Here is a 15702-nt window from a genome sequence, read left to right on the forward strand (position 1 = left end):
AACAGCCTGAAAATAAGAACAATTAACTTTATAAAAGATCTAACTGTCCAATCTTATATTGATACGTTCCCCATTCTCCTTCACGAGGTTCACGACTAACACCTGTTTCAGCTCGCCACAGCTCAATAAGTGCTTCACCATTTTCATAGTTAGGTACGCTACCACGTGCCCATTCAGACACAGTAGACGCCCCAGACACTGGTAAGACAAATGCAATCTTTTCGTGTGTCCAACCTAAACGACTCAGATCCAAGATCATGCGATTGAAGTCTGGACGTTTATAGCCACGGCGTTTAACGATGAACTCCTTTACCTTTTTTTTAGTTCTTAAGTTTTTGAATCTTTCGGTCAATGATTTACCTGATGCTGTAGAATCTACGCGATCACCTTGAATAAACATCATATTGTATTCCCCTGAATTTGATTAAGCGCATCATGATCTAGATTGGTGAATTGGCAGTACTTCAATTGAGCATGCATGTATGCTGTACCAGCTTCGCCGTGGCGGTTCTTTCCTACAATAGCTTCAGCAATACCCCGGTATTGAGATTCCTTGTTATAAACTTCATCCCGATATAAGAAAATAATTTGGTCAGCATCCTGTTCGATTGCACCTGATTCACGCAGATCCGACATCATAGGTCTTTTATTTGGTCGTTTCTCTAACTCACGATTGAGCTGAGATAAAAGAACGATGACGCAATCAAACTCTTTGGCCATGGCTTTTAGCTCACCGGTAAAATAAGCAATCTTTAAATCTTCCCGGGCGAACTGTTTTGTTGTCTTCATTATCTGAAGGTAATCAACAAGGACCACGCCGACAGAGCCATACTGATGTTTTACTTTACGAATAGACTCTCGGATATTGGCAATAGATGGTCGTGAGGTGTCATTGATCTGCATTGGTACCTTTTGAAGCATCACAACGGCGTTTGTATATGCTGTAAATTCCTCTTTAGGTAGCAGATGAGGGGAATTGCGTACTACTCCAATATCTGCTGGTGCAATCGCGCAACAGAGACGCATAGCGATCTGTTCTTTAGGCATTTCTCCAGACATGATTAAAGCAGGCTTTTTCTGTATGACTGCTACATTATTTGCAATGAGCTGAAGCATAGTCGTCTTACCCATTGCAGGTCGTGCAGCCACCACCATTAGGCAACCAGGTTCAACATCGCCTAGTTTTTTGTCCAGGTCATAGATACCAGTCTGGATTCCTTTAATCATCGAATTGCCAGCAATTGCAGCTTCAATCTTACGGTGTATCTCAAGAAATGTATTGGATGCAGCATCATGAATATGAAAGAGTGATTCACTTCCAGATTCAGTATTCAGATCTGCAAAAGCAGTTTGTGCATTCTGGACTAGCTCACCACGGCTCACAGTTAAGTTCCGAGCATGATTAATCACCTTCATGGCTTCAGCTTCAACTTGCCTGCATGTCGTAAGATCCTTCAATTTTTCAGCATAAGACACCAGGTTATAAAAGCTGGAAGGGGCATCACCTAAAATTTGCATGATGTATTGCTCACCACCGGCAGCTTCAGAATAGTTACGCATTTCTAACCACTGGTTAACCAATACGGCGTCATATGGTGAATTTTTAGAATCAAGATCTACTATGGCCTGAAAAATTAGTTTGTGGCGTGTAGCGTGGAAATCTTCCTCGGTCAGTAGATTTTCAACTTGGCTATACGAATTTGAAACAGTCATCAGCGCTGCAAGTACAGCTTGTTCAATTTGTAGATTATGAATAGGTGTATTCATTGAGGACCTCCTAATAGGCTCTTAGGCTTAGTCGGTAAATTAAGAAATGGTTGAGCAGTATTAGCTTGCTGTCCGGTCGGAGACTGAATGCCATATTCAGGATTCTGCTTTTTGTAGCGTTCAAACTTGTCTACGATCCAAGCCGTGAACTTATGAAGTTTTTTACTGTCAGATAGTCCGCTGTTATCAAAATAAGAGTTGAATGCACTCAGCTCGAATTCAAAGCTAGGTAGGCCAAAGATTAGGTCTATATTGTTGCCATGACCTGCCATCTTTATCTTTGTTATCAACTGATCCACATCAGGAATCCAGTCATGCTCTTGAGAGAGATTCATTGGTAGATTCCCTGATAGATTCTGCACCCCGTTTTTGGGATCATTCAACATCCCGTTTTTGGGGTTATTCAAAGCACCATTTTCGGGATCATTCCCATTTTTGGAATCATTCCGTTTTTGGGATTGTTTAATGTTCCCGTTTTTGGGTGTATTGGCATCATCTAAATTTTGGGTATGGTCCTCGCGACCCTTCACGCCGTTGAGCTTAAGAACGCGAACACGTCTGGTAGGTCCCGTGCGTTCACCTGTATCTTCAACTAGGCCCAAGTTGATTAACTCTAAAATAACTTTTTGAACTGTTTTTTTGTCCAGCACGGTATCTTTGGCCAGGCGATCTATGCTTGGCCAAGCCGTATGTTCTTCACCAGCTCGATCTGCTAACGAAAGCAGAACGAGACGTTGTGATGAATTATTTACCGGAGCAGTCCAAGCCCAGCGTGTTGCATCAATGCTCACTACGCCCTCCTTGCTGATGGTCATTTTTCAGTACCGTATTCCAAAGACGTTCAGGAGTAATGCGTACTGATTCAACATATGCAGCTGATGGAGGCAGTGTTGGCTGATTAACAGTTGGCTCTGGCTGTATTTTGATTTTTTCTGAGGAGATAGAAGGCTTATCCATTTTTAGTAGCCTCCCATTCTGCTTCATACTTTTCGCGTTCAATGTCGAATGTATTGCTATGACTTTCTGCCCAGTAGGCAGCAATATGAATTAAGCGTTCAAGAGTTGCAAAGACGGCGCCATGAGTATTTTGCTTAATGGCCTCTTTGACTACTTCCACTTCATCTTTAACTTGATAGAACATGGTCTCAAGCCAGGATGTGGTTTCATAAGCTAATGAATATGCATCGTGCAGATCACCCGCGTTGTAGTGATCATCGGGTTCTTGTTGATGTCTCTTAAGCTCAAGGCTATAGGTATCTGCCTGGCTGTTAGCAAGCTGCTGGGAAATTATGATTAGATTTTCTAGTTCAGCAAAAGCAGAGGAGTCGGCTCTATCATTTTTTTCTACAAATGCTTTAACGAAAGCCGTTGCTTTGTTGATCTGGTTAGCCAAAGTTCGAAGTTGTGTGGCAGCTTCAGATGCAAGTGAATAGGCACTGATAATATCAGCGACACTGTAAAAAGGAATTGATTGTTCTGGAAATTGAATTTGTACTTTAGCGTTCATGATGAATGCGCTCCTTGTGTTTGTTTAGGAGCTTTACCAGTCACGACCAAGTGAGGGTGGCAAAGCTGAAAAGGGTTGGTCGACAGGTACACAAGAGACCTGCACATCCGAAGATGTCCCTCTCCAGCTTCACCATAGAGATGCAGAAGCATAGAGATTTTACGCATAAAAAAAGCCCGTAGCGGACTGTATGCGCTTGTGTATTCATAGCCGACCAAAGCTAATTCGATGATTTTGCACCGAACACGATCAATATAGCCGATCATTTTTAATTTGAGAAGCCTTAAACAGAAAATATTTTGAAAATTCATGGCCGCTCCCCAAACCTTTTAGCTAGGATCTGCATACCTTTTGGCAATATGAAGAACTCAGTCTGTGTATAGCTATATGATTGGCCGGAGGGTTTTACGCCTTCTTTAAGTGAGTATTTAGTTTCACAGTAGCCGCGGTTTTCACTGTAATAAGTTGAAGCCCTGGCATTGTTTAGATACCTATCCCAATTATGTTTCCGAAGCCATTCGGCTAGTTCTTGCTGCTTTACATTCAAAATTTTACATGCTTGCTGGAACTTTACTCCATGCTCAGTATGGGTAATAGTTTCGATTGCCTTGGTTAGCACCTGGTTCTCTGACGTTAGCTGTAGATTCTGTTTTGCCTGGACTTCAATCGCTTGTAGGAGATGCTGAGGATTGCTGATATCAAATGCTGGAGTCTGCTGCTCAAGCTCGTACCAACGCTTTACAATGGCTGCGGTAAATTCAGGAGAAAGTTGCGCAACTACAGTGATTGAATCAAGCTTTCCTTGCTCTCCAGTAAACACATATTCAGTGCTTGTACGCCCGGCTGTAGGCTTTTCCACCGTTGGTGGTAAAGTAATGACACGCCGTTCAGCTAAACGTTCGATTGTTCTTTTGACAGAATCTAAGCGGATGTTAGTAATAGCTGAAATATCTGAACTAAGCATTTGTTGTGATGGCAAAAAAGAAGTGATGGAAGTATTCATAATTAAGCCTCCAACCCTTTAGAAGCCATCCATGCTTCAATATCTTCAATACGCCATGCGGTGATGCGTTCGGTTAGCTTAATTGGGGTAGGGAAGTCACCAGTGCGCACTTTGTCCCAGATAGTTGTTTCACCCATCGGGAGCAGACCCTGACGTTCAGGACGTGCTTTGATAATCCGAGTTGTTCCGTCTTTAGCGATGTACTTGCGTTCTTTACGTGCAGCCGTAGTTGCAAGTTGTGACATGCGATAAAAGCCTTTTGGCGCCGTAGTTTTTTGTTGAGTAGACATGAAAAAAACCTCTAACTATGTGCCGTACTGCAACGGCGTTAGAGGTAGTATGTTGTTGGTTCTTATATGTTAATAGATGGAAAGTTCCACTTGATCTATATTAAGTTTCACTTGATATATATTTCTATTTGGTTCTTCCAGGCTCTCTAGCATATTCAGGAGCAATATCTTCAATCCACTTTTTTAATGATATTGATTGATCTGGTAATTGAGTGTGATGCTCAGTCCGGTGTAGCTCAGCATAAACTGTGATAGCCATTTCTTTAATTTTGATTTTCTTATCTGTATCTTGATTCCATAGATAATTAGCTATAGTCCTAGCTGCTAATTGTGCGTGTTCTTTGGCGAGGCTTTTTCCTCGGGGCTTTTGAACTTGTTTTTCAATTAAAGTTTCAATCGTTTCAACTTTTCTACCTCTAAGTGTTAAAGAGCCTTCAATAATTCTAGAAAGTTGATAATGGGTTATTAGAAGATCTGTTCTAGATATTGCTTGGAAAACAGCAGGCTCTCCTTCTTTTTCAATTGTAGTATCGATTACAGGGGGAGGTGTGACAGCATTATGGTGAAAAAACCTGTTTTCCTTTAAAAGCTGAATCCAAGCAATATTAATGTTTTCTACAGAAGCAATAACATCTGCAGAAAGTGTACATTTACCGAGCTCGTGTATCAGTTCATGAGAAGGCCGTTGTTTAAAGACTTCTAAAAAAAGGTTTTTGGGATTTCCTGTAAAAGAATCCTGAATATCTAGAATATTGCTGAAAAAGATACCTAAGCTGCCATCAGCAATAATATTTTTTCTTAAAATTAATTCATTAATTAATTCTAGTTGTGCCTCAAGCAGACATCCTTCACGTAAAGCTAAATTAAGTCTTGCCGTAATAATGGCCTCTAATGTGGCATCCATATCGAAATGCAGCTGTGTATACCCCCCATGTTTATCTACATCTGCATACTCTTCCCAGGCTTCTGACATTTCTTCGCCGTAGGCTGCATAACCTTCCCAGCCTCTTACAAAAATGTAGAGTCGCAGGTCATATACCAAGGCCATATTCAATAGCTTCTTGGCATCATAGTAATCAACTTCCAAGGCACGGTTTAACTCTTTCGCTGCATCTTTCAATGTATAGAAAGGAGCTGGATTTTTAATATCTTTAATATTACTCATGGCCATTTATCCTTTTAGAAAACGCAGCAGAGCTATGCCATCTTGGTATTAGGTTTAAAGTGAATTAAATTTTCACTATCGTTGTTTGGCTTGAACTTAGACACATCCCCACCTTGACGAAGTGTGTCGAGATAATCTGCCCAGAGCTGCATCATTTCGCGTCGACGGCGTAAAAACTTGGTTCGGTTATATGCTGTGCCATTAGGGTCTTTAACCTTATGAGCGAGCTGGTGCTCTACAATATCGGTTCTATATTCGATTTCTTCATCCAGGAGTGTTCGCGCCGTTGCCCGGAATCCATGAGCTGTATGTTTCCCTTTAAAACCCAATCGTTTTAATACCTGGGTAAGGGTGTCTGTGCTCATGCATTCAGATGAAGTTTTGATACTTGGAAAAACGTATTTTGAAGTGGTCCGCAATTCTTCAAGTTCTTTGAGAATGTCATACGCTTGAATTGATAACGGTACGATGTGGTCTTGATTGGTTTTACTTGCTGCAAAGGACAGGCATCTATTTTCAAAGTCTACCGATTCCCAAAGTAGGGTTCTGACTTCCCCAGGGCGCTGGTAGATATATGCTGATAGCTTTATCGCTAACTCGGTTCTGATCCTGGTACGTGGAAAGTCTTTGGTTAAACGCCATGTTTTACGCAATAGATCTGCCAACTCCTTTTCATCCGTCACAGCGTTATGATTGCCTTTAGTTGGCTGGGGAAGAATGATATCCGGGGCAGGGTTGTACGTAATGAGCCTGCGCTTCAATGGAAGCTTCAGCACCATGTTTATAATTGATTTAACACGCCGAGCTGATTCAAGGGCACCACGTTCTACCAGAGCATCGGTTACATCACGTTCCAGCTGTTCAGTGGTCAACTCTGCAACCGGTAACTTTCCAATAAACGGCAATATATCTTTATTCAGTTTGCGAATTGTTTCGTGGTCTACCTTTCCCTCATGTCTACGGATCTCTAGCCATTCTGCAGCAAATTTACTGAAAGTATTCTCTAAGGTTTGAAGTCGCTCACGTTTCTTATTATTACGTTGCTCAGCTGGATCGATGCCATCTAACAGCATCTTCTTAAATTCATCACGTTTAGATCTTGCTTGCTCAAGGCTAACTGTTGGATAGGTGCCAATTGCTAGGGTGTTATATTTTTGAGTTACTGGCCGGCGGTAATCCATGCGCCAATATTTTGCTTCTGTTTCATCAATCAATAAATACAGTCCACCGCCGTCAGGGTGTCTTTGCTTCTTTACACCATTTACATCAAAGCTAAGATTTTTAACCTGTTTAGCAGTCAGTTTATTAGACTGTTTTGCCATCCTGATTTCTCCTGGTTGTCGGTATAAAATCAGCACTTTTGGAAAGTTTGTGGTCAAAACTTAGCTGATTTGGATTTATACCGACAAATATACCGACAAAGTTGTCGGTATACTACCGTTATTCCCCGTAGTGCATCGGGCATAAAAAAAGGCTTAACCCCTTTAGGATCAAGCCTTTTGCACTACGGTAAACTACCGTAAAAGTCGAATTTGGCGGTGAGAGAGGGATTCGAACCCTCGATACGCTATAAACGTATACACACTTTCCAGGCGTGCTCCTTCAGCCACTCGGACACCTCACCATGGCCGTGGATGATATAGAAAAAAAGCCAGTCTGCCAAGCTTGAAACAATTGATTTGCGGAAAAACTTTGAGCGCAATGCTATGATTCGCAAAAATGCTTGTTAAAAACGAAGACGATATATGCAAAGCACTGCACAGAAAGCAGCTCTCCCGGTAATTACGCTGGCTGCGCTTGGGGTTGTTTTTGGAGATATTGGAACCAGTCCATTGTATGCACTACGCCAATGTTTCCTAACGTCGCACCTTGCCATTAGTGAAGCTTCGGTGTTGGGCATTTTGTCCTTGATCTTCTGGTGCATCATGCTGACGGTGAGCTTCAAATACGTCACTATTATCATGCGTGCCGATAACAACGGTGAGGGCGGGATCATGTCCTTGCTGGCTCTCAACTTGCGAACCACACGCATTTCTGATGACAAGAAAATTTACCTGATTGCGCTCGGCTTTATTGGGGCATCGCTGTTTTTTGGTGACGGGATCATTACCCCGGCAATTTCTGTGTTATCTGCGGTTGAAGGGCTGAGTATTGCCACACCTGTGTTTAATCAATGGTTAGAGCCTTTATCGATCGGGATTATTGCGGGACTCTTTCTGGTACAACGTCATGGCACTGGAACCATGGGCAAATTTTTTGGTCCGTTGACTTTACTGTGGTTCCTGTCAATTGGTGGTTTCGGTTTGTGGAGTATTATCCAGACCCCGACAGTACTGGCCATGGTGAATCCATACTGGGCCTATCATTTTGTGGTCGATCAGCCTTTTGTAGCCTTCTTGACCATGGGCGCCGTGATTCTGACCATGACTGGTGGTGAAGCCATTTATGCGGATATGGGGCACTTTGGTCGCCTGCCGATTCGTCTGGCCTGGTTTATTATTGTGTTGCCCTGTCTGTTACTAAATTATGCTGGGCAGGGCGCGTTGTTGCTGCGCCGTCCTGAAGCACTGGAAAATCCTTTCTATATGCTGCTTCCGGAATGGAGCCTATATCCAATGATTGGTCTGGCAACGGCAGCTGCCGTGATCGCCTCACAGGCCGTCATTACCGGGGTGTTCTCTATGGTGAATCAGGCCATTCAACTGCGTTATTTGCCACGCCTGAGCGTAAAACATACCTCAGCCGAAGAGCGTGGTCAGATTTATCTGCCCTTCATTAACTGGATGCTGTTTATTTCTGTGGTGATTCTGATTTTACTCTTTGAAAATAGTGCCCGCTTAGCGAGTGCTTATGGGGTCGCAGTCACCATGACTATGCTGTGTGGTACCATTTTAATCAGCATTCTGGCTTATGGTTTCTGGCGCTGGCCAATCTGGAAAGTAGTGTTATTTGCCACACCATTCCTGATGCTGGATCTAGTTTTTGTAGCCTCAACTTCTTTAAAAATTGCCTCAGGTGGCTGGGTGCCGATCCTGCTCGGGGCGGCATTATTTACGATTCTGATGACCTGGAAAGATGGTCGTGCACTGGTCTTGAACCGTCTGGAAAAAGATGCGCTACCAATTGACCTGTTTATTAAGAGTATCTCAATTGGGGGAGGCACCAAGTTTGTGCCGGGTGAAGCGATTTTCCTGACCGGAACCCCGACCATTGTGCCGCATGCGATGTTGCACAATATCAAGCACAACAAGGTGCTACATGAGCGCAATATTCTAGTGACGGTTATTACCCGAGATATTCCTTTTGTAGGCGATGAAGAACGGATTAAACTGGAAAAACTCAGTGAGCATTTTTATCGAGTGACAATGTATTACGGGTTTAAGGATCAGCCTAATATTCCGGAAGCATTGCAGCATGCGTATGCAGAATGGGGCTTTGAATATGACCTGATGCAGATCAGTTTCTTTATCTCCCGGGAACGGATTATGCATACGGTGGGAGAGGGAATGGCACCCTGGCGGGAAAAACTGTTTGTTTCCATGCAGCGTAATACCAGTCCGGTTAGCGACTTCTACCAGATTCCGACCAACCGGGTAGTGGAGCTGGGTAGCCAGATCGAGATGTAAAAATAAAAAAACCAGAGCTAGGCTCTGGTTTTTTTAGGGGAGAGAATTTAGAAAGCTTTATAACAAATTATTGTTCTGTTGCTTCTGTCTCAACCGGCATTTCAGGGGCGGCGTTTAAAGGTGCATCTACCGCAGGATCAGCTTCAGCTTCTACTGCAATTTCAGTTTGCTCAGTCATCGCAGCTGCTTCAGGTGCAGCAGCTTGCTGTTCTTCAAGAACTGGTTGCTCTACAGCTTCACCCATAGTCATTTCCTGTTCTGTAGCAGGCGCTGCTGGTTCAGACTCAAGATTGGCTGGAGCTGGATTGGTATCCGGCATTTCTGGTTGTGCAACAGGTGCATCAGGCATGCCTGGTGTTGGCATTGGCTGATTTGGCATTGATTGTTGTGGCTGCTGGCCTGGCTGAGCGGGTGCAGACATTGGCTGGTTTACCAGACGGATCTGTCCAGAATTCACCAGGCTTTCCAGTGAGGCTTGCTGACCATTTACAGTGGTACTAATTTTAGCTTTAGACAAGCTTTCAAGTGTTTCACCCGCTTGTACAGGAGGCTCAGCGAATGCGCCGGCACTGATCACACTTGTAAATATTCCGAGACCTAATAACTTAGATAGTTTGGAATTCATAAATTAACTCCATTGCTAATAATTGTACGTAATTTGAGTAGTCAAATAGCTTTGCACACTCAAGAAGAGGTCACAATCAAAGCTACTTAAAGGTTAAAAAACCGCGCTGAAAGCTCACTAAAAAAACGACACTTTGTTACAAGATTTAAGAATATAGGGGTAGATTGTGTAATTATTAGGCAAATAAAGAGGGTAAGATATACTTCATATACATGGCTTGTTAAGCTCGCAAAACCCCCGATTTTGATCTTAAAAGCACGTGTAGCATGGCAAAGAAGCAGCGTAAGTCGAAGAATTCAGTTTTTCAGTTTTTTAATGAAAATAGCGTGAAAGTGATCCTGGCAATGGTCGCTTCCGGGAGTTTCGCGATTGCGTTTGGCCAGGAAAAAATCAGTCAGTGGATTTCTCTGCCGTCTACATCGAATTCGAGCTGTCTGGAACAGTTTTACCGGGACATCCCGCCTTACTTAATGAAAGACAGCCTGAAAAAAGACAGTTATTCACTGTGTTTTAATGGCTTTAATGTGGGTTATTCTGGGGTGTCCAAAACGCCACTTTGGGTGGCGGAGGCCTTAACACCGAAGCGTCTGAGCCAGAAAATTCCACGTGAAGACAACTTCCATGAAGAAACACGACTAAATGCTGCTCATCGTGCGACTTTGGCTGACTACCGGGGTTCAGGCTATGACCGAGGCCATATGGCGCCAAATGCGGATATGCCAAATAAAGCTGCACAGTCTGACAGTTTCTCGCTGGCCAATATGGTCCCGCAGGCACCAAAGAACAATCAGCAGGTCTGGCGCGAGCTGGAAGAAGCGACCCGAGCAATTGTGACCAAGCAGAAGCAGGACGTGTATGTGATTACTGGCCCGGTCTTTGCTGCCAAAAAGCTGAAAACTATTGGCAAAGGTGTAATTGTACCAACTGCCGTGTATAAAGCGATCTACATGCCGAAAACTGGTGCCATTGGTGCCTACTATGCACCTAATGATAATTCGCTCAAGGTTCGCATTGTCAGTGTCTGCTATCTGGAAGAGCAGCTTGGCATTAACCTGTTTCCTCAGTTAACTGAAGAACAGAAACGCAATACCTATCATCTGCCACTGACTGCAAATGCTGTGAAGGCCAACCAGAAAATTGCCTATTCCAACTGGGATGCAGAAAGCCAGTGTGCTGAAGATGTGCCGAAAGAAGATCTAGAAAAACTGCAGCGTGAGTTCAAACCGTCGGCTTCAAGTTCGGCCAGTACAAGCAATACCAGCTCATCAGTCAATAAGAGCGGGATCGATCATGATACCCAGGACACGATTGTTAAACAGCTGATTGAGGCCTTATTGCAATACATCCTGCAGCTGCTGAAATAGTGAAAAGGAGCTTGCTGTAAAAAGCAGGCTTCAGGTAGCATGCTGAAGACAGGTGAGTAAAAATAATAAAACAGAGTAGAAATTAATGTTTAAAGCATTTGAAAATGGAACCGAATCGCATGCGATTCATGATCTGACAGTTGAGAATGATCTGGACTGTGTCAGTCTGTATGGCAATCTGCAAATTACCAAAGACCAGGCTGGTCTCAAGGCAGCCAAAGTCTTGCAGGCACTGTTAAATGATATTGTGCAGCAGCTCGAAGAAATACCGGATCTGCCAGAAAAAATTGAACGCAATGATGCAGATGAAATTGAAAATCCATTTTTATAGAAATTTCTTAATCACTATTCTGGCTAGAAAAAAGCTCCTTTGATGAGGAGCTTTTTTATTTTATTCAAATTTTTAAATCTGATATGGGACATTAATCTCTGCAGTAGCAGGATAGTCCAGAAATTTTTCCTGCACCTGGGTTTCCAGGTATTCTGAGCGCCATTGTTGTGGGGTCTGAGCCGTCCACTGCTTGAAGGCACGCTGAAATGCGCTCTGCTCAGAATAGCCAAGCAGCATGCTGATTTCCTGCAGACTCAGATGAGGATCTTTCAGATATTGCATGGCCATCATGCAGCGGATTTCCTGCATACGCTGCTGATAGGTCTGGCCCTGTTTTTGCAGGTAACGTTGTAGCTGACGTACAGAAAAATTCATCTGTTTGGCGATATGTTCAATCTGGAACATATTTTTCTGCAGACCCACCAGAATCGCCTGTTGCAAGCGTTGATCAATCTGGGTGGAGTTCGGGAGTTTTTCCAGCACCGCTTCTGCCTGTTGCATCAGTAATTTCTGTAAGGTCTGATCGCCTTTCTTTAAAGGCGTAGACATTTCACTCACAGGAATCAGTACCTGGTTTCTGGCCTGACCAAAACGGACCTTGCAGCGGAAATACTGTTCATAGACCGCAATATTTTTATTGACCGGATGTTGAAAATGGACTTCATGCAGATGCAGTTGATGCTGGTCAAGAATGCTTGAGCGAATAAATTCTGTCATGAGCGCGATAGCAATCTCATCTGTGAGTTGCGTACTCACTTTAAACGGAATCTCGCTCCAGGAAATGGACAGGTAATCTCGATCCAGACTGACCTGTAAAGGACTGCCATCATAGATCAGGCGATGATAGTCATGATAACGCATAAAGGCTTCGCCCAGCGTTTCACTGGATAATGCCAGATAGCCAATAATACCCAGATGTTTGGCCTGCACCAGTTGCGCGATTTCCAGGCCGAGTGCCGGCCGCTGCAACTCCTGGTCCAGCTGGCTGAGCAGATCGCGCCAGAGAATATAATCAAAACGCTCCAGGTTCTGGATCGCAAACAATTTCTTGGGGATGTCCAGTTGTTTGAGCTGGTAATAGTCCAAAAGCAAATGTCCTAAACCACCATATACCGAACCGACATAATCTTGGGGAACGTGCATTTTTTAATTCTTTTGTTCTGTCGTTTTTTGTCAATGATATTGAAATTATCGGTCAATATCTAGCCCTTTGTTTGACCTATAGTGTAAACAAACAGGGAGGAAAAGATCATGTGGAAAGGCTTTCTAGCAGGACTGGTCGTAGCCAATGGCTTTGAATGGTTTGCGCATAAATATGTGCTGCATGGTACGCATCGAGCAGGGCAGACACGTTATAGCCCAGTGCCGGACAGCATGCGTTCACATTGGGAACATCATCGTGAAGTTCGCAAGACCAGATTTTCTGATTATGCCTATGTGGAAGGTTTGAAAAACTGGCGAATCCGCAATGAAATCGGTTCACTGGCCGTCGCAGCAAGCGTATTCGGGCTGGCTTTTTATCCCTTGTCCAAAGGTATGTTTTTGGCCACGCTGTATAGTGCAGGCAATTATTTCTATATGCATCGGCGAGCACATCTGGAGCCAGAATGGGCCAGAAAAAAAATTCCCTGGCATTATGATCACCATATGAATAGTAACCAAGACGCCAACTGGTGTGTAACCAAGCCCTGGTTTGATTATTTGATGGGAACCCGGGTGATTTCCTCAGCAGATTTACAGGAAAAAAATCCCCTTGGTATTGTCTTGCCGGAACAGATCTCTATGCGCTTAACCCACTTAACCCAGCGTTATTTCCCGGCTAAATGGGCTAAAGATCGTGATTAAATAACTTAAATTTCGAGTAATCTGCCACATAAAATGTTAACCATTTCTCACTTTGGTTAACCCTGTCGTGATTTGTCAATAAATTCTGCATATATTGTCAATATTGTGCTCAGGATTTCACCTATATTTGCGTCTGTTGATGATTGAAAGTCTTATCAACCTGCATACAGATTGAGTTATATTGTAAATGTCAAAGATACCAAGTGCTGTAGTTCTTCTTGGTTTTTATAGGGAGTCGCAAGACTCCTTTTTTTTGTCCAGAATTTAAATGATTTCTAAGAATAATGCATAAAAAAAGAGCGTGATATTCACACTCTTTTTCATTTGAATGCTGTCGTTTAAAGACGCATTTCAATACCTTGAGCAGCTAGATAAGCCTTGGCCTCAGGAATGGTATGCTGGCCAAAGTGGAAAATAGAAGCAGCAAGTACTGCATCGGCACCACCATGGATAATCCCGTCAGCCAGATGCTGCAAGTTGCCTACGCCACCTGAAGCAATCGTTGGTACAGTCACACGGTCATTGATAGCACGCATGAGCGGAATGTCATAACCTGCTTTGGTACCATCAGCATCCATAGAGGTAATTAACAGTTCACCTGCACCATAACTGGCCATTTTCTCTGCCCATTCCAGTACATCAATACCGGTCGGTTTGCGTCCGCCGTGGGTAAAGATTTCCCATTTATTCTCGCCAGTTTTTTTGGCATCAATCGCTACCACGATACATTGCGCGCCAAAACGCTGTGAGGCTTCCTGTACAAACTCAGGGTTGAAGACGGCTGCCGAGTTGATGCTGACTTTATCCGCACCTGCATTTAATAGTAGACGAATATCTTCGACTTTACGCACGCCACCGCCTACGGTAAGCGGTACGAATACAGATTCAGCCATACGCTCAACGGTACGGTAAGTGGTGTCGCGTCCATGATGTGTAGCGGTAATATCAAGGAAAGTAATTTCATCGGCACCTTGTTCATTATAACGGCGTGCCACTTCTACCGGGTCACCCGCATCACGAATATCAAGGAACTGAACACCCTTGACTACGCGACCGTTGTCGACGTCCAGACAAGGAATAATACGTTTAGCTAGCATAAATTTTTCCAATTATTACAGCCGATTATGAAACTCACCCACGCAAGCGCTACACCTTGGTAGATGGAAACGGTATTCTAGCAAAAATATGTAAGTTTTTTCGCAGGTTTTCTATGTCGGTTTATACCACTTTGACTTTAAAGGAAGTTCAGGATTTCGCAGCACCTTATGGACTTGAGGTGATTGATCTGATTCCCATTCAAGGAGGTATCCAGAATACGAACTATTTTCTGGTCTGCGAAAACCAGCAATATGTGCTGACCGTTTTTGAAGATATGGATGAACAGGCCGCTGGAGAACTGGTGCCGGTCTTGCAGCATCTGGGTCAGGCAGGTCTGGCCGTACCTGTGCCTTTATCCCATTCAGGCAAAGCCATTCATACGCTAAAAAATAAGCCAGCACAAATTGCACCACGCATGATGGGCGAGCATCCGATGCCATCTACCGTTGCGCAGGCGGAAGCGATTGCCATTGCTCAGGCCAAAATGCATGTCGCACTGAAAGATTTTAAACTTGAGCGCGCCTTTGTCCGTGACCATGCCTACTGGTATAACGTAGCACAGGAAATTAAACCGAGTCTGAACGCAGCAGATAAAGTCTTACTGGGTAAACTTCTGGGCCTGTATGAAGCTTTAACCGCAGTATATCCGGATCGTCCACGTGGCTTTATCCATTCGGATCTGTTCCGTGACAATACCCTGTTTGAGGGTGATCAGCTGAAAGGTATTCTGGACTTTTATGAACTGAATAAAGATGAATTCCTGTTTGATATTGCAATTACTTTAAATGACTTCTGTACCAATTATCCGGAAGTTACTTTAAATGAAGAAAAGGCCAATGCCTTTTTAAAAGCCTATGAAACTGTGCGTCCATTGACTGAGGATGAAAAATCATGTCTGGAGCTTTACCTGGCAATGGCTGCGGGCCGTTTCTGGATGATGCGTTTACAGGTGGCACAGAAAAATGCTGCTGAAGGCCGCACCGGTGAAGATATTCTGCAAAAAAATCCGGAAGAGATGCGTAACATGCTGATTGAACGTTTAAAATTTGTGACAGCTTAAATTAAAAATAAACAGGAACAG

The 15702-nt window shown here is 43.6% G+C and carries 17 protein-coding genes, 1 tRNA gene and 1 pseudogene; 5 read left to right on the forward strand and 14 right to left on the reverse strand.

What is annotated here, in order from left to right; translation table 11 throughout:
* Nucleotides 1–28: 28 nt before the first annotated feature.
* The 11 genes and pseudogenes from FTU00_RS00765 to FTU00_RS00810 all read right to left on the reverse strand — a co-directional run bounded on the left by FTU00_RS00765 (nt 29) and on the right by FTU00_RS00810 (nt 7356).
* Nucleotides 29–403 (reverse strand): hypothetical protein, encoded by a 375-nt coding sequence (locus FTU00_RS00765; RefSeq protein WP_180178900.1) that lies wholly within the window; start codon nt 401–403, stop codon nt 29–31.
* Nucleotides 400–1767 carry a replicative DNA helicase gene (locus tag FTU00_RS00770; protein ID WP_180178901.1) on the reverse strand — a complete coding sequence of 456 codons (1368 nt, stop codon included), beginning with the start codon at nt 1765–1767 and terminating at the stop codon, nt 400–402. The genes FTU00_RS00765 and FTU00_RS00770 overlap by 4 nt, the downstream gene beginning before the upstream one ends.
* The gene (locus FTU00_RS00775; RefSeq protein ID WP_180178902.1) at nt 1764–2558 is read right to left on the reverse strand and encodes a helix-turn-helix domain-containing protein; all 795 of its coding nucleotides are present in this window, start codon (nt 2556–2558) and stop codon (nt 1764–1766) included. The genes FTU00_RS00770 and FTU00_RS00775 overlap by 4 nt, the downstream gene beginning before the upstream one ends.
* Nucleotides 2548–2724 (reverse strand): hypothetical protein, encoded by a 177-nt coding sequence (locus FTU00_RS00780; RefSeq protein WP_180178903.1) that lies wholly within the window; start codon nt 2722–2724, stop codon nt 2548–2550. Before FTU00_RS00780 ends, FTU00_RS00775 begins: the two co-directional genes overlap by 11 nt.
* On the reverse strand, nt 2717–3274 hold the full coding sequence (locus FTU00_RS00785; protein WP_180178904.1) for a hypothetical protein: 558 nt from the start codon (nt 3272–3274) through the stop codon (nt 2717–2719). The genes FTU00_RS00780 and FTU00_RS00785 overlap by 8 nt, the downstream gene beginning before the upstream one ends.
* A pseudogene (locus tag FTU00_RS15645) lies at nt 3271–3585 on the reverse strand (hypothetical protein). The gene FTU00_RS00785 and the pseudogene FTU00_RS15645 overlap by 4 nt, the downstream one beginning before the upstream one ends.
* Nucleotides 3582–4277, reverse strand: coding sequence for a phage antirepressor KilAC domain-containing protein (locus tag FTU00_RS00790; protein ID WP_180025205.1), 696 nt, complete (start codon nt 4275–4277; stop codon nt 3582–3584). The pseudogene FTU00_RS15645 and the gene FTU00_RS00790 overlap by 4 nt, the downstream one beginning before the upstream one ends.
* Before the next feature lie 2 nt (nt 4278–4279).
* Complete coding sequence (locus FTU00_RS00795) at nt 4280–4567, reverse strand: AlpA family transcriptional regulator (protein ID WP_125278581.1); 288 nt, start codon at nt 4565–4567, stop codon at nt 4280–4282.
* A gap of 124 nt (nt 4568–4691) precedes the next feature.
* Entirely contained in the window at nt 4692–5732 is a 1041-nt protein-coding gene (locus FTU00_RS00800) for a hypothetical protein (RefSeq protein WP_180159197.1), read from the reverse strand.
* A 32-nt stretch (nt 5733–5764) separates the two neighbouring features.
* Nucleotides 5765–7054 (reverse strand): integrase arm-type DNA-binding domain-containing protein, encoded by a 1290-nt coding sequence (locus tag FTU00_RS00805; protein WP_180178905.1) that lies wholly within the window; start codon nt 7052–7054, stop codon nt 5765–5767.
* Nucleotides 7055–7265: 211 nt separating this feature from the next.
* Nucleotides 7266–7356, reverse strand: a tRNA-Ser gene (locus tag FTU00_RS00810).
* 121 nt (nt 7357–7477) lie between these two features.
* Between FTU00_RS00810 and FTU00_RS00815 the strand changes: the two genes are divergently transcribed.
* Nucleotides 7478–9358 (forward strand): potassium transporter Kup, encoded by a 1881-nt coding sequence (locus FTU00_RS00815; RefSeq protein WP_034170213.1) that lies wholly within the window; start codon nt 7478–7480, stop codon nt 9356–9358.
* 67 nt (nt 9359–9425) lie between these two features.
* Here the strand turns inward: FTU00_RS00815 and FTU00_RS00820 are convergent, their stop codons facing one another.
* Nucleotides 9426–9983, reverse strand: a complete 558-nt coding sequence (locus FTU00_RS00820) for a hypothetical protein (RefSeq protein WP_180178906.1) — start codon at nt 9981–9983, stop codon at nt 9426–9428.
* 266 nt (nt 9984–10249) lie between these two features.
* Here FTU00_RS00820 and FTU00_RS00825 point away from each other — a divergent pair, with 266 nt between their 5' ends.
* Nucleotides 10250–11347 carry a DNA/RNA non-specific endonuclease gene (locus tag FTU00_RS00825; RefSeq protein ID WP_180178907.1) on the forward strand — a complete coding sequence of 366 codons (1098 nt, stop codon included), beginning with the start codon at nt 10250–10252 and terminating at the stop codon, nt 11345–11347.
* Nucleotides 11348–11432: 85 nt separating this feature from the next.
* A complete protein-coding gene (locus FTU00_RS00830; RefSeq protein WP_180178908.1) occupies nt 11433–11678 on the forward strand; it encodes a hypothetical protein in 246 nt (81 codons plus the stop codon).
* A 72-nt stretch (nt 11679–11750) separates the two neighbouring features.
* On the opposite strand, the gene FTU00_RS00835 is transcribed toward FTU00_RS00830, so the two are convergent.
* A complete protein-coding gene (locus FTU00_RS00835; RefSeq protein ID WP_034170209.1) occupies nt 11751–12821 on the reverse strand; it encodes an AraC family transcriptional regulator in 1071 nt (356 codons plus the stop codon).
* A 108-nt stretch (nt 12822–12929) separates the two neighbouring features.
* On the opposite strand from FTU00_RS00835, the gene FTU00_RS00840 reads away from it, so the two are divergent.
* Nucleotides 12930–13523, forward strand: a complete 594-nt coding sequence (locus FTU00_RS00840) for a hypothetical protein (protein WP_179991945.1) — start codon at nt 12930–12932, stop codon at nt 13521–13523.
* A 338-nt stretch (nt 13524–13861) separates the two neighbouring features.
* Here the strand turns inward: FTU00_RS00840 and hisF are convergent, their stop codons facing one another.
* Nucleotides 13862–14620: an imidazole glycerol phosphate synthase subunit HisF gene (hisF, locus tag FTU00_RS00845; RefSeq protein WP_180178909.1), complete on the reverse strand. Its 759-nt coding sequence runs from the start codon at nt 14618–14620 to the stop codon at nt 13862–13864.
* Nucleotides 14621–14733: 113 nt separating this feature from the next.
* Here hisF and FTU00_RS00850 point away from each other — a divergent pair, with 113 nt between their 5' ends.
* Nucleotides 14734–15681, forward strand: a complete 948-nt coding sequence (locus FTU00_RS00850) for a homoserine kinase (protein ID WP_034170208.1) — start codon at nt 14734–14736, stop codon at nt 15679–15681.
* The last annotated feature ends 21 nt before the right edge of the window (nt 15682–15702 follow it).

Origin of the sequence: Acinetobacter sp. YH12041 (assembly GCF_013419975.1) — a bacterium.
Taxonomy (GTDB): domain Bacteria; phylum Pseudomonadota; class Gammaproteobacteria; order Pseudomonadales; family Moraxellaceae; genus Acinetobacter.

Coding starts and splice junctions, on each gene's coding strand:
- FTU00_RS00765 (WP_180178900.1), bottom strand. CDS start 403: ATGATGTTTATTCAAGGTGATCGCGTAGATTCTACAGCATCAGGTAAA.
- FTU00_RS00770 (WP_180178901.1), bottom strand. CDS start 1,767: ATGAATACACCTATTCATAATCTACAAATTGAACAAGCTGTACTTGCA.
- FTU00_RS00780 (WP_180178903.1), bottom strand. CDS start 2,724: ATGGATAAGCCTTCTATCTCCTCAGAAAAAATCAAAATACAGCCAGAG.
- FTU00_RS00785 (WP_180178904.1), bottom strand. CDS start 3,274: ATGAACGCTAAAGTACAAATTCAATTTCCAGAACAATCAATTCCTTTT.
- FTU00_RS00790 (WP_180025205.1), bottom strand. CDS start 4,277: ATGAATACTTCCATCACTTCTTTTTTGCCATCACAACAAATGCTTAGT.
- FTU00_RS00795 (WP_125278581.1), bottom strand. CDS start 4,567: ATGTCTACTCAACAAAAAACTACGGCGCCAAAAGGCTTTTATCGCATG.
- FTU00_RS00800 (WP_180159197.1), bottom strand. CDS start 5,732: ATGAGTAATATTAAAGATATTAAAAATCCAGCTCCTTTCTATACATTG.
- FTU00_RS00805 (WP_180178905.1), bottom strand. CDS start 7,054: ATGGCAAAACAGTCTAATAAACTGACTGCTAAACAGGTTAAAAATCTT.
- FTU00_RS00815 (WP_034170213.1), top strand. CDS start 7,478: ATGCAAAGCACTGCACAGAAAGCAGCTCTCCCGGTAATTACGCTGGCT.
- FTU00_RS00820 (WP_180178906.1), bottom strand. CDS start 9,983: ATGAATTCCAAACTATCTAAGTTATTAGGTCTCGGAATATTTACAAGT.
- FTU00_RS00825 (WP_180178907.1), top strand. CDS start 10,250: ATGGCAAAGAAGCAGCGTAAGTCGAAGAATTCAGTTTTTCAGTTTTTT.
- FTU00_RS00830 (WP_180178908.1), top strand. CDS start 11,433: ATGTTTAAAGCATTTGAAAATGGAACCGAATCGCATGCGATTCATGAT.
- FTU00_RS00835 (WP_034170209.1), bottom strand. CDS start 12,821: ATGCACGTTCCCCAAGATTATGTCGGTTCGGTATATGGTGGTTTAGGA.
- FTU00_RS00840 (WP_179991945.1), top strand. CDS start 12,930: ATGTGGAAAGGCTTTCTAGCAGGACTGGTCGTAGCCAATGGCTTTGAA.
- hisF (WP_180178909.1), bottom strand. CDS start 14,620: ATGCTAGCTAAACGTATTATTCCTTGTCTGGACGTCGACAACGGTCGC.
- FTU00_RS00850 (WP_034170208.1), top strand. CDS start 14,734: ATGTCGGTTTATACCACTTTGACTTTAAAGGAAGTTCAGGATTTCGCA.